The sequence below is a fragment of the Pontibacter diazotrophicus genome (genome assembly GCF_003367245.1).
In the GTDB taxonomy this organism is placed as follows: domain Bacteria; phylum Bacteroidota; class Bacteroidia; order Cytophagales; family Hymenobacteraceae; genus Pontibacter; species Pontibacter diazotrophicus.
Map to the genome: position 1 here is coordinate 1 of NZ_QRGR01000057.1, position 13,481 is coordinate 13,481.

Genomic DNA, 13,481 nt, shown 5'->3' on the forward strand with positions numbered 1-13,481 from the left:
CACACCGCTTTCCTCATAAACCGCCACCAGGCGTAGCATCTCTTCTTTCTGTTCTATCATCTTGTTTTTCAACAAAAGTAGAAACTGCTACAACAGAGGGAAAGACGTACTTGGTCGGCCGGATACGCACAGCCCGTCGTAGGATTTGCGCATGTCACAGTGGCCGCGGTAAAGGTAATAACGGTGCCAAAGCCCAGGGAGAAGCCTGATCAGGTGGGAAAGCGTATTCACGTCGCCCAAGAGCACCCTTATTCTGACACCGTTGGGGAAGATCACTTACACATCTTTTGCCAAAGCGCTTTTCGCGGCTGCGAAACACTCAGAAACTGAACATGCCCGGTTTTATACCTGCCTCCCGGCAGAACGCTTTCTGTGTCATGCCACTGCTCCGTCATTCGGCCACAAGCTAGAGCATCCGCTCTGTTTTATCCATAGCTCTGTTTTTCAAACAAAACTATCCTACCAGATCAACCGGCACAATATGTATTTGGTAGGACGGATACGTTTAAAGAAGGGTGATTAGGCTGATGCTCTTCACGGTCCTATGGTGCCGGCTTGATCAGAAATACCCTACCAGTTCCATGCTGAATGGGTCGGTGAAAGGCTTGTCCAGTAACCGAACATCCACCGACAGCGTGCCCCCCTCCAGGCACAGGCCCGCTCTGACCGCCTCGAACAGGTTTTTGCCCCTAAAGTCGCTACTCAAAACGAAACAGCTGATCTCATCATGAGAAACTTTTAACATCTCGCTAGCTTTAACACAATTCACCTTTCGTGGCTCACTCAACAGATCAGCTATTTACTGGGCAGAATCCATTTATTTTTACTCCTGTTATACGTACAAAATCAACCTACGTAACTTCTATTATAACATAAGCGATAATATTAATGTGGCGGTTCTGCTACTAAAATTTATGAATAGGTGTCTGTAAGTGTTAATTAAACTTCAGATAGGTTATAACTTTTTATAAGATTTAGATATGTTCTTTCAAGCTCAGTTGCTTTTGTGTTTAAATCTAAATTTTTCTGAGCAAACCTTTTTGCATTTTGGCCTATCATTTGACGCAAATCTTCATCATAATATAATTTTACTATACATTCCGCAATACCTTCATGATTGTATTCTTCTAATAAAAAACCAGTAACACCATTTTCAATTGCATGAGGTATTCCTGCATGGTAGGTGCTTATAACTGGTAAACCGCTTGACATAGCTTCCACTATAGTGCCTGGTATACCTTCCTTGTTTCCATTCTTTGGTGTTACACTTGGTAAAAGAAAAATATTTGCATGAACTAGAATCTTGTTGAATTCTTCTCCCTGATTTATATGCCCTCTAAATTCAACGATTTCGCTTAAATTGTTTCTAGTTACATAATAACATAATTCATTCATTAAATAGCCTTCACCAACAATAGTATATTTTAGATTTATTTCAGGATATTCTAGTTTAATTTTTTTCAAGGCCTTCAATACTACAAGATGTCCTTTTTTAGGCTCTAACCTTCCAATAGATAGAAGGTTAATAACTCCCGCTTGGTTACGATAGGTTCTAATAATATTAAAGCGTTGAGTATCAATACCATGGTAGTGTATTTTTATCTTTTCTGATGGACAGCCAAGCTTACTTAATTCTCCCGCCATGTCATTTGACATAGCAAGAAACAGATCATAATCTTCAAATACCCTGCTTAAATACAGTTTAGAGAAGATCCCAAATTTTTTAGGAAATTCTGAGACGTCATATCCATAGCAAGAACAGACTTTTGGAACATTAACTTCTCTTGTGAATGGGTGAAAGAAACTTGCGTCGGTAAGAAAATGACTATGTATTATATTTACGTTAAGGTGAAAAAGCTTTTCCTTAAAATACCGTTTATTCTTTGTGCTTAAAAACTTCAAATCTAAAAAGTTTTGAGGAAGAGGAGGAGCGAATACTTCTGCGATATTGTGCAAATATTCTATATGCTGAACAGTAAAAGCATAATGACGATAAAGGGGTAGTGCATTGATTTGATTGGCGATGAATGTTTCAGTCTTACCGATAAATTTCCTTTGCAAGTGTAGTACCATTTTTTTAAACATTTCAAGTGTCGGTCAACAATATCTACATCTACATAAGGAGACCTAGTTACTGGAGCTAATAAGTTTACCTATCATTGGTACAAACTGCTTTTTCACAATGTTATTCCAAGAAAAAGGAGCATATAAATGACGAATATGCTCGCTATCATAGCTTTCCCTTTGCTCAAAAATCTTTTTCATACCGGTCAAAAATGACATTGCATTGTCTTCAATAAATGTTCCCATTTCCTCGTTCATAATCTTCTTGTTTGCATGAGTAGCCGTTGCAATTACCGGTAATCCGGAGATTAGATACTCATAGGTTTTAGTTGGTGGTTGGTGATTAAAATGAGGGCTCATCGGAATGTAAGAAACACCTACATTTGCCATCTCAAAAAACGGGCTAAGTTCACTTTGAGGTATACGACCAATAATGTTTATGTTTTTTTCTAGTTTATTCGAGTGCACATAGCTTTTTATTTCATCTAATTCATAATCCGGGGAATCTCCAATAATTGTAAAAAGAGGTTCAGGTTCTGAATGTTGATGTTCTTTGAGAAATAGATGAAACCCTTTTACACAATCTATAATATTTCTATTTTGCAATGTGCCTACATATAGAAGAGATAGATTTTCATAACATTTAGATTTATGAGAGAAATACTCGCCTCCTAAAGGTAATATGTGATAATCTTTCAACCATAATTTTTTGGCTATGCCTTCGCTTATAACAGTAATGTTATTAAAGAATATAGATTCTAGTCTAAGAACAAGATCATAAAAGAATCTTTTTAATGTACTAGGATTAACACACAAAGTTCTGATATCTAGAATTACTTTTTCATTAGGATTAAACATTTTAACTAACGAAACTCCTCGGGTATAATTAATAAAGGTGATGTCATAGCCCTTACCAATTTCTTTATGAAATGTATATAGCAGCTTTATATTTCTAAATATTTTGTTTGATTTGCGGCTGACATATTTTACATTGGTGTAAGGTAGATAAATCTTTTTTCTATTATAATCCCAGCCAATATAAGTAAAGTCAAATTCATCAGAAGCATGTTCACAATATTTCAGCGTATCCGTTAAATACCCGAATTGTGAAGATGATAATATTAAAACTTTCTTTTTCATACATTATTTAGTTGAGATTATGTTTCACTTTAGGCTGATAAACAAGAATTTCCCTTCGTAATCATATGTTTCGACACTGCCAGCTTTAGAACTTATTATATCTTATTGAACATCTAATAAACAACTTAAAAGCTTCATATGGTTTAATGTTCCACTTATTGAGCAAAGATTTTGACAGGTAATATTTCAAAGTTGCTAATCCAAACTTTGATGCCTTCTTGCTTATAAAGTAAAATTGGGCAGCCAGAACCTTGTTTAATATTTTCTGATCGAATACCCTCTCTCGATTATTAGCAAATTGAATATTTAAAAGCCAATTATAGCAACTGATAAATTCCAATAGACTTTCAAATAAACTTTGTGAACCGATGGATCTATGTACTACCAAATCTGATTCGCTTGGAGTAATGCCTAATATTTCTAGAGCTTCGGCATAGACTATTTTGTGTATTTGATAACTCTTCTCTTCTTTAAGCTTGTACTGCTCCATTATACTTGTTTCAGAATCTCTGTACTTATAGAGAACCTCCTGTATGTTAGAGAATTTAAGATACTTACTACATCGCAATATAAAATCATAATCTTCCGCAATGGGGAGATTGGTATTATAGTACAACTTAAATTTTCTAATTTCACTAAGCCGAAGCATCACAGTTGCATTCGGAATTGCCGGCTTAAAAATCAAACATGCCTTTATAAACTCGGGATCCTTATCAGCTTTTTGAACATAGTGAGATTTAGACCCTTTGAAGCGTAAAAGCCATGTACCACAACCTCCAATAGAGGGATTACTTCTCAGAAAATCGATCTGCTTTTCGAATCTATCAGGTAAGTTTATGTCATCACAATCGCTCCAAGTCAAAAACTCACCTTTCGCTAAGTTCAATCCTATATTTCTGCAATAGGGAATTCCTGAGTTATTCTTATTATCAAGTAATCTAATTCTTTTATCAGAATAAGATGAGATGATATCTATCGACTTGTCAGTGGAACCGTCATTTATAATGATTAACTCAAAATCCTTAAATGTCTGGGTTAGCACACTTTCAATTGCTTCATTAAGGTACTTCTCACCATTAAATACAAGCATTACAACTGATAATAAGGGTGCGGTCATATTATTTAAGTTGAGTTAATTGCCTAATTATTTTATATTCCAAGGTGTCAAACATTGTACTGGCTATGAGGGGATGGGATTAATTTTTATATACTTAATGGGCTTTGTGCCATCAATTACATCCAACACAGATTCATCCACATTCATATCGAACTTACGGGCAAATAATTTATTCTCACGGACCACTTCATTTAAATTTTTAACTGTAAATGTTACTGGTGAAGAGTCTTTATGAGATGCCCACTTTACGAAGGTTAATGAAGGTTTTATCTTAGATATTTCATTTGTTTCAAATAAATTCATAATAATACTATGAAAGAAGGTTTCATCAGGTAATAAGCTGTCTTCATGATATTTTATGTAATCCTTGTTCTTATATAAGAAGCTTAATATTTTTCTTATTGTCCTAATTGGAAGTGCCCACCAAAAATCTCCACCATAAGGTTTTAAATAAGAAGGGTATGTTCTTCTCTTTATAATTTTATAGATAAATTCATATTTACCTATAATTATTAATGAAAATATTTTCATTAATATGCGGGGATTGTAAAAGGTGCAATCATAAATGGAAGGTAACATTACGTAATCTTTATAAGCACAAGACCTGTTAATCTTATAGTTTTGTAGTCTAGGCATACCACCTTCAGGCCAACATTCTGCTGGAAATGGAAATGTAGAAATAAAGTTTATTGATGCATTTTTATTTAAATAATCGTTTATGAAATCGTTACTCTTAATAGGGTAGTCTTGACCACTTAATAATACACAGTATCCGTTTCTATTATCTAAAACTATCTGTTCAAGAATTTTAATTGTTGCTTTGACTAATGTTAAATCTCCCCAGCTGATACTTTCTCTTTTATCGTCACTAATAAAATAAATATTATATCTATTTAAGAAGTACTCTTTGAAGGGTGCAATATCTATTGCTTTATTTATGTGGATATAAAAGCTGCAATTGGCAGCATCTAATTTATTGATTAGTCGATGAAGTTGTTCAGGCAGCCTATGTGCAAGAATGATATAATTTATATCCATTATCAATGGTATTAAATATAGTGAGCGTTCAGATGTCCTGAAATAGAAATTTTACTTAATAAGTATAAATATTAATTATTAACAATAAAAGGTTTGCTTTCCTCTGCAATCGTTTTGGCATAATTTTCTTGTCCTTCATATAAGTGTTGATAGATATATAGCACAAATACAGTTGAAATCATGTAGTGATAGTGATATACTGTAAACCATGTAAAACTCGTGAATAATAAAAACCATAAGTAATACTTTAAATAATAATATTCTTTTGGCAAAGGTATAGTAAAGCTTTTTATCCATATAATTATATATCCTAATATTGAAATTATGCCAAACATTGCATATACTGCAATAATACCGACATCTGATAGGTAATACTCTTGTTCATGAGCCAAAATTTCCACAAATATACCATAGTCAGATATCCCCCAGTTGGGCACTCCATTACCAAATATTTTACTAAGGGTATTTGGTGAAAAATCAGTCATAAAGTAATTGCCTGCTAATACTCTAATATAGTTTTCCCCCAAGTTTGCATCTCTTTCCTGTGTTTCGATCAATCCCTGAAGTATCGGATGTTCAACGTAACTAGCAGTTATAACAATACCGCCAAATAGCAGGAGTAGGAACGTCTTCTTAAAAAGACTTATACTTTGTGTAAAATGGTATAAGTAGATCAACATTATACCAGCAATAAATTGTCGGGTTACCTGTAGTATTGGAATAAGTAAGCCTAAACATGTAATTAATAGCCAAAACCATAAATTTTTAACTTTTGTAGTAAGCTTATTTAATGCTATAAAGATGGATAAGATGAATATGCCGCCGCCTGGAAAGATTATTCTTGTCATGCCTCTTTGCTCTGTAAATTCATCTCCTCCCGATATTGGTTTACCAAATAATACGTTGTGACTATTTGATAATTGGATGAAGTAAAGCACGATGTATAAGATACCATAGATAATAATAATATTTTCTAGTATCCTGATTGGAATTCTTATATATAAAAGGTAAAAAAACAGCATCCAAAGTAGATAGGGAGTAGTTTCAATAAGGCTGTCCTTGAAATTTTGTTCCCAAGATATGTTTGCCATTATGATTGAAAATAGAATAGAGGCAGTTATTAGCTGAACCGGAAGTACAAATCCACTATTTCTAGGAAATACAAACGGAAGGGATAAAAATATTGTGCCGGTAAGGGTTACGAACAGTAAACTGTTTATGAGACTCTTGTCGATAAAACGAGCGTCAAAAAATTTAAGGGTGATGATCACCAGTAAGAATATATATATAATTTGAAGTAGCCTTATCATTTTATTAAAGAAATCTTATAAGTTCTTAAGATATAATATGACACCCCACCAAGTATTGCAAGTGATAAAGTAATTCTGTAAAGTATTGAGACATCTACTGGTATAGAAAGAGATACAACAAAAAGAATAACAGCGAGCATCCATAGTGAGTTGTCATATCTAATCTTAATATTTAAAGTTCTAGTAAAAAGATTCCATACATAAAGTTGGCATATACCAAACGATAATACATAACCAAATGATAATCCAAGAGCTCCATAATTACTACTAAAGAATAATACTGGTGTGCAAAAACAACAGTATACAATACCAAATTTTAATATCATTTTCTCTTTATTGATAGCTCCAAGTACTGTTCCGATTAAGCTATCAACTGATGTTAAAAATAAATACCAAATCTGTATCTGGCAGACCTTCACCGCTGGTAAGTAGTTTTTCGGGAAAATTGTTATGACTATTTCATGAGCAAATAATGAAAAAAGAAAGCACGAGATCAAGGCCGATAACATGAAGTACTTAAATCCTACTGAAATAAAATGATAAAACTTACCTTCATTCTTGCTCCAGAGTGAGGACAAGTTAGGGAAAATAGCAGTTAGAGACATGGTTATTACTAATCCTATAGGTCCAATCAGTCTTTGTGACAAATTAAAATATCCTACTTCTTCTTTAGTAGAATTTAGGTCTAAGAAATTATTAGCTAAACCAGTAAGAGGTAACATAATCAGGACCATCAGAAAATAAGGCCAGCTAGTGCTAATCAATTTTCTTGTTGACTTAAAAAAACCTTCAACTTTTCCTATTAGCAACTTGTAGTACTTAAGGAAAAGGATGTAAATACTAAACTTTATTATGCTTAGTAAGGTAAATAGCGAAAAAAGATAAGTGACATCGATAGCATTGGTTGGCAGAAAGTATATTATGCTGAACCAAATTATGCTGTACAGTAGGTTGATGAGAGAAGGTTGCAGCATTTTCTGGTTTCCTATGAAAACCATCTCAACCAAATTGGAAAAGCAGTTGATAAGTGTATAAACAAAGATGAGTAGAAGCTGCTCCTTAACAAGGCTTCCTAAAAAATAATTATAAATGGTGTATAGCAACGACAGCAAGAGCATTGTTCCTGTTCTCAGCACTGCACCATTAACAACTAAGTCATTAGTGATATATTGGTTTCTAGCGATAGCGCGTATAACTATATTTCTGATTCCTAAATCTCCAATAGTTAATAGCAAGGCTCCCTGTGCTATTAAAAATGTAAATACCCCATAGTCATTAGGAGTTAAGATGCTTGTAATCTTTAATATTGTGAAAAAGCTAAGTAATTGTGAAATAGCTGTACTTATAGTTAAATAAGAAAAATTTTTAAAGACAGTATTATTAAGAAGTTTATTTAACATAAAAAAATAGTTAGCAAGAGCCTTAGCTAAAACCTATATTAGGAGCAACAAATTAAAGCCTTTGTTATAGATTTTTAACAGTCTGCGACTTTGGCTTTATAAGCTTCATTACTATAGACACAGTCATACCCATAACCGTACCCATAACCATATTTACCTTTCATGAAACCTCTCGATTTAACTCCATTAAAAACTATAGCCATGTTTTTTAGCTGCTTAGTATTAGAATACTCTTTTAAGCGTTGAATTGTACTTTTCGGAGTAAAATTATGCCTGACAACCAGTAATGTTATATCACAAAACGCTGCCAGCAGGTATGCGTCTGTAACAAAGTCAATGGGAGGAGTGTCTAATATAATGTAATCAAATGCACCCTCTAGTTCTAAAAATAGTTGCTCAAGTCTTTCATTTAGCAATAGTTCGGTATTATCGCCAATATTGGTGCCTGCTGATATAACGTAGAAGTTCTCAAACTCCGTTTTATGCAAAATTTCATTATGATGTATTTCACCCATTAGATAATCCGTCACGCCTGGTTCTTTATATACATTGAAAGATATTGAGGTACTGGGGCTCCTGAAATCCATGTCAACCAATGCTACCTTCTTTTTAGAAAGCGCTAGGCTATAAGCAAGGTTACTACTTACAAAGCTTTTGCCCTCACTAGGAATACTTGATGTAACTATAATTTTCTTTTTGCTGAAGCAGCGACTGTATAATCCCATAGTAGTTCTCATTTGCCTGAATTGTTCTACTATAAAAGCTTCTGTTGGTGCCTGAAAGGATGATTTCCCTTTATAATCTACATAGGATACTTCGGCTACTATGGGTGCATTAGTACATGCCTGTATCTCTGCTCTAAATAATATTTTGTTATTTAGCCTTTCCTTTCCGGCAATCAATGCTATTCCTGTAATAAAAGAGAACAACACAGCCATAAAATAGATATACTTAGGCTTTAACCCTACCGGTGTTAAAGAGGCCTCTGCCATATCCACGACTCTGCTATCTCCGGTTGTAGGTACATAGGTCAGAGCAATATCTTCCCTTTTCTTAAGAAGAAAGTTGTATAAATCGCTTTTAGTAGTTTGATGCCTGCTAACCTCTAGTAACTCCCTCTCCCTCTTTGGGAGGGACTGTAAAACAACATTATAAGAAGAATTAGTTGATGCCAGGTCGGTGAGACTTGCCTTCAGGTTTTCCCGTTGGTTTCGCACATTTTCTAGAATGCTTGGACGAATTTTGCCTATTTCGTCCTTAATAGAAATCATAATTGGATTAAATTCAGCAGTTGTTTTCTTTAATTTTTCATAATGAATTTCTGAATCATATAGCTTTTGTAAAAGCTGAGATAATACGGGGTCATTAACACCTAGTGTGGAGGGAACAATACCAGCTGTATTTTCTTTTGAAACAATGTATTTTTCAACCTTATCTAGTACTGCTAATTGGAGAGTAATTTCTGAAGTTTTACGATCATTTTCCCCAAGATTCTGAAGGAACATTTTTCCCTGCTCACTTAAATCTACAACACCTTTGCTTGATTTATAACGCTGAACATCTGTTTCAACAATAGCTAGCTCTTTCTCAACAAGTTTCATTCTGTTTTCTATGAAGGCCAGTGTGTTTTTAGCCAAATGATCTCTGTCTTTTATAGCTGCCTGGTTATAGGAGTAAATAAGCCTATTAAGAATGTCTTCGCCTCTTTGAGGTACCTTGTCCTTAATTTTCAAATTGACTACTGTAGATAACTTACTGGCTGGGCTAATTTTGACTTCATCAATCAAAGACTCTGTTACCTTTTTAGGATGAATCAGAGAAAAATAAAGTGGATTGGCAGGTTGCAATGCATATTTGTCATTTAAGGAAAAACGCAGTACACCATAAGGAGTTTTAACCCATTCGTTTATTATATAACTCTGGCCCTCGATGTTCACTATAGTGTTTTCTGCATCATAAGAAAAATATATCTTAGGGGCTTCAAGTGTATTCAAAGGAACATTATCTGGATTTTCATGTTCTATGACGACAGGTGAACTAATGTATGCTGATGTTGATTTGAATATACCATCTTCAAAAATTGGTGCATACAGCTGTAAATGCTGCACGACTTCTTTCATCAGAACTCTGGACCCAATAACTTCAATTTCGTTTTCAATTATTTTTTTTGATGCAAATAGATTAATTGATTCCGACATAGCCGGATCGTCTACCCCTTTGTTTTCATCTTTAATAATCAAGGTAGCAGTAGCCTCATAAGTTGGTGTAGCATAAAAAGTTAAATAAGCCCAAGCTCCCGTAAAGAACGCAACAAGTAGCAGCACAAACATCGGCCAATAAGGAAAGTACTTGTACATCAGTTGAGTGAATAGATTATCACTCCTGTCTAGGATATTGTTTGACATAGTTCTATGAGTTACCTGCTTAAGCGATCTATACTAATAACAGCCAAGGAAAGTGCACTGAGAACAACTGGTAGCCATTGCCTTGTTGGACTTGCACTTGCAATTTTTGTTTTATTTGGTTCCACATATATGATATCATTAGATTTTAAGTAGTAATGTGGAGAGGTAAATAATTCATCAGTTGTTAAGTTTATCCTTGTTAATTTCTTCTTTCCACCCTCTTCCCTTATTAATAAGACTCTGTTTCGATTTGCGTATATAGTTAAATCACCTGCCAGTCCAAGTGCCTCTAAGAGCGTTACTTTTTCATTTGGTATAGTAAGTACAGATGGGTGTGCCACTTCGCCAAGTACTGACACTTTATAGTTTAGGTAACGAATATCTACATGAGGTTCTAATAATAGTTTCTTATTAGTAAGCTCTGCCGTAATGCTATTCTTGAGGGCTTTTTTTGTTAAGCCGGCGGCTTTTATATTTCCAAGGTGAGGGAAAAGAATATATCCTTCTTGATCAACTAAATATCCGGATGTCTGTAATAGTGAGTTGGTTGCAGTGCTTTGCTGTAAAGTACTGATGTAGTGTGTATTAAATATTTGGGATGCTTCTGGGTTTAAGCTACTTACGGAGATACTCAATAAGTCGTTGCTGTTAATTACTGGTTCCAGGTCTTGTACATCACTTGTAAATTCGGAGTTATTTACACTATTAAAATAGATTGCCTCCTTCGTATTAGTGCAGCCTGATAAAACCAATGCTTCGAATAGTACACATAGCATGACTGCAACTTTACAATATTTGATATCTGTCAAGGTCATAAGAAGAGGTATTTGTGATTATTTTATTAAAAATTATCCCTAATTTAATAAATACTTTTTGTTAAGCAATAATATTTTAATTTATTAGGAGTTACGCATAGTTATAAACGAATACTCATTGAGCTTGCAGGAAAAGCTTTCTCTGGAGGGCACCTACATTTTCAATGATACTGTCCTGACTCATCCAAGTGAGCCGCTGAAAAGCCCACAGTAGACAGAAGATGTGATTTAAATGGCCTATGTGGCGCGCACGAAGAAGTGCTGGGCAGCATTTCCTACTTAAAGGTGCGAAAAAACACTCCTCCACGTTCCAGTGCTACTTTTTCACCCCTTGCAACTGCTCCCTGGTGATGTGCCTGCACCTCTCCCTGTCGGGTAGGTACATGGCGTAGTGCCTCACGTGGACTTCTGTGTCCACTGTCCGAAACACCTTCACTAAACCAAAACCCTTTAGATGAGTGAACAAGCCCTCCTCCGGCACATGCTCCACCATCCCCACCTGCTTATAGCAGCTAGGGGGTAGTGGAGACGGTGCGGTTTGTCTCCAGCCCTACTAGAAAGCCCACCTCCTGGTCTCTCAGGAACTTTAGGTTCTACAATGAAGTGTACCAGCTTTCTGCACTCACCCACTGTCTCCAGCGCCGGCACTCGCGGACCATCTCCTGATAGTAAGCATGCTTTGTTTTCCCCTCCTGATGGCGGTATATTCGGAAATTTTCAGTGAAGCCCTGCCAGGTCGGTGTAAAACAAGGTGATTAAGCTCATACCCTTGACCGTGCGGTGGTGCCTGCCTGACCAGAAGTACCCCACCAACTCCGTGCTGGCGGCGTCGTTGAAGGGATTATCCAGCACCGAGCATCCACTGTCAGCGTGCCACCTTCCAGGCACAAGCTTTGCCTGACCGCCTCATACAGGTCTTAACCGGTAAAATGGTTGCTCAAAAGGAAGCGGTTGCTCTCATCATGTGACGCCTCCAGCACCTCACAGGCTTTCACACAATTCACCTTGCGCGGCTCTTTCAACAGATAAGCTATATACTGGGCAGGTTCCATCGCTTATCACTCCTGTTTTACGTTCAAAAATCAACCTACGTAACTCCTGGTTCTGTTAAGTTACATCATATCTGTATTCAATTGACAATTCATAAACTACTAGCTCTTAATAATAGCCTACCAAACCTTCTTACTAGCTATCAAACTAAGCATGTTCCTATAATAGGAAATTTATAACTTCACTTGATGAAATACTGAATGATTAATAAAAAAATCATAAATATCCAAGCCTATATTATTATATTAAAAGAAGTGTCTACCCTATAATAATATACTTTAGCTAATAAAATTACTACATACACATCCTCAAAGTAGTTAACCTAAACTAAATTGAAATAAAATTACTATGTTTATAATAATTTAAATATACCTATTATATAAAGAGGGTAATCTAACATTTAAAATTCCTCTTGCTCTCAAGTATGTAGTTCATTTCACCCTTATTACTAATTCTTTTTTTTACTATTACTTTCCTATCAAATCATTTAGTGCTATCAGTTGATTATTCATTGGTAAATGTTTTATGTATTATGGCTCAGAAATATTCCACCATATTTAGATGGATAAATGTCGTAGTGGACTATGCCCTTTTAAATGGGACCCTCTATGCCTCTTTTCTTATGTCAGATCATGATATTATCTGGGTGGATGTCTATGACTATAAGTTGACGATTTTACTTTTAAATTTCTGCTGGTTTTTCAGTTCCAACACTTTTGACATTTACAGCCATGTCCTTAAGCGGGATGCAGTACCTACTATGACGGCAAATATTGCCTCATTGTGTGTTTTTATAGCTGTGGCTATTATAATTAAATTAATGCCAGTATTCAATTTTTTATAAGATGCATCCGATATAATTAAAATTATTTTAACAAAAAAGTATATTATTATTTAAAAAATCTTTTTAATAACAATTAAATACAATAAGCAGGTAGTTATATAAACATCAAATAATCTTATTGTGTAGTAAGTTTTATTCCTACATGTACTTTTGATTTCAGTAACAAATTTTGGTAATTCTATAAAAGTAATGTTAGGTTGTAGTTAGCCACAAAGAAACGTATTGCCATCAGGTGCCTCTCGAGCTTTTTAGAGAAGGAGAGGGATTTCCTGACCAAGCGAGCACATCTCTGCCTGAG

10 protein-coding genes and 2 pseudogenes are annotated in these 13,481 nt (G+C 35.0%); all 12 read right to left on the reverse strand.

Annotation, left to right across the window (positions count from 1 at the left end; translation table 11 throughout):
- Nucleotides 1-562: 562 nt before the first annotated feature.
- Nucleotides 563-799: pseudogene (locus tag DXT99_RS26210) on the reverse strand (IS701 family transposase); the annotation flags it as partial.
- 140 nt (nucleotides 800-939) lie between these two features.
- Nucleotides 940-2,073 (reverse strand): glycosyltransferase, encoded by a 1,134-nt coding sequence (locus tag DXT99_RS26215; protein WP_181885282.1) that lies wholly within the window; start codon nucleotides 2,071-2,073, stop codon nucleotides 940-942.
- Nucleotides 2,074-2,127: 54 nt separating this feature from the next.
- Entirely contained in the window at nucleotides 2,128-3,204 is a 1,077-nt protein-coding gene (locus DXT99_RS26220; protein WP_115568569.1) for a glycosyltransferase, read from the reverse strand.
- An 85-nt stretch (nucleotides 3,205-3,289) separates the two neighbouring features.
- The gene (locus DXT99_RS26225) at nucleotides 3,290-4,321 is read right to left on the reverse strand and encodes a glycosyltransferase family 2 protein (RefSeq protein ID WP_115568570.1); all 1,032 of its coding nucleotides are present in this window, start codon (nucleotides 4,319-4,321) and stop codon (nucleotides 3,290-3,292) included.
- A 63-nt stretch (nucleotides 4,322-4,384) separates the two neighbouring features.
- Nucleotides 4,385-5,359: a beta-1,6-N-acetylglucosaminyltransferase gene (locus DXT99_RS26230; protein WP_115568571.1), complete on the reverse strand. Its 975-nt coding sequence runs from the start codon at nucleotides 5,357-5,359 to the stop codon at nucleotides 4,385-4,387.
- Between the two features lie 71 nt (nucleotides 5,360-5,430).
- Nucleotides 5,431-6,450 (reverse strand): hypothetical protein, encoded by a 1,020-nt coding sequence (locus tag DXT99_RS26235; RefSeq protein WP_147294324.1) that lies wholly within the window; start codon nucleotides 6,448-6,450, stop codon nucleotides 5,431-5,433.
- A 215-nt stretch (nucleotides 6,451-6,665) separates the two neighbouring features.
- Nucleotides 6,666-8,069: an oligosaccharide flippase family protein gene (locus DXT99_RS26240; protein ID WP_115568573.1), complete on the reverse strand. Its 1,404-nt coding sequence runs from the start codon at nucleotides 8,067-8,069 to the stop codon at nucleotides 6,666-6,668.
- Between the two features lie 74 nt (nucleotides 8,070-8,143).
- Nucleotides 8,144-10,474: a GumC family protein gene (locus DXT99_RS26245; protein ID WP_115568574.1), complete on the reverse strand. Its 2,331-nt coding sequence runs from the start codon at nucleotides 10,472-10,474 to the stop codon at nucleotides 8,144-8,146.
- Between the two features lie 11 nt (nucleotides 10,475-10,485).
- Nucleotides 10,486-11,289 (reverse strand): polysaccharide biosynthesis/export family protein, encoded by an 804-nt coding sequence (locus DXT99_RS26250; protein WP_246001065.1) that lies wholly within the window; start codon nucleotides 11,287-11,289, stop codon nucleotides 10,486-10,488.
- 717 nt (nucleotides 11,290-12,006) lie between these two features.
- Nucleotides 12,007-12,177 (reverse strand): hypothetical protein, encoded by a 171-nt coding sequence (locus DXT99_RS27280; RefSeq protein ID WP_181885283.1) that lies wholly within the window; start codon nucleotides 12,175-12,177, stop codon nucleotides 12,007-12,009.
- A gap of 29 nt (nucleotides 12,178-12,206) precedes the next feature.
- On the reverse strand, nucleotides 12,207-12,341 hold the full coding sequence (locus DXT99_RS27825) for a hypothetical protein (RefSeq protein WP_262511390.1): 135 nt from the start codon (nucleotides 12,339-12,341) through the stop codon (nucleotides 12,207-12,209).
- Between the two features lie 1,020 nt (nucleotides 12,342-13,361).
- A pseudogene (locus DXT99_RS27650) lies at nucleotides 13,362-13,481 on the reverse strand (IS1 family transposase); the annotation flags it as partial.

Bases quoted from the DNA above. Each gene is read 5' to 3' on its own strand.
- DXT99_RS26240 (WP_115568573.1), bottom strand. From the start codon at position 8,069: ATGTTAAATAAACTTCTTAATAATACTGTCTTTAAAAATTTTTCTTAT.
- DXT99_RS26230 (WP_115568571.1), bottom strand. From the start codon at position 5,359: ATGGATATAAATTATATCATTCTTGCACATAGGCTGCCTGAACAACTT.
- DXT99_RS26220 (WP_115568569.1), bottom strand. From the start codon at position 3,204: ATGAAAAAGAAAGTTTTAATATTATCATCTTCACAATTCGGGTATTTA.
- DXT99_RS26235 (WP_147294324.1), bottom strand. From the start codon at position 6,450: ATGGCAAACATATCTTGGGAACAAAATTTCAAGGACAGCCTTATTGAA.
- DXT99_RS26250 (WP_246001065.1), bottom strand. From the start codon at position 11,289: ATGACCTTGACAGATATCAAATATTGTAAAGTTGCAGTCATGCTATGT.
- DXT99_RS26245 (WP_115568574.1), bottom strand. From the start codon at position 10,474: ATGTCAAACAATATCCTAGACAGGAGTGATAATCTATTCACTCAACTG.
- DXT99_RS26215 (WP_181885282.1), bottom strand. From the start codon at position 2,073: ATGGTACTACACTTGCAAAGGAAATTTATCGGTAAGACTGAAACATTC.
- DXT99_RS27825 (WP_262511390.1), bottom strand. From the start codon at position 12,341: ATGGAACCTGCCCAGTATATAGCTTATCTGTTGAAAGAGCCGCGCAAG.
- DXT99_RS26225 (WP_115568570.1), bottom strand. From the start codon at position 4,321: ATGACCGCACCCTTATTATCAGTTGTAATGCTTGTATTTAATGGTGAG.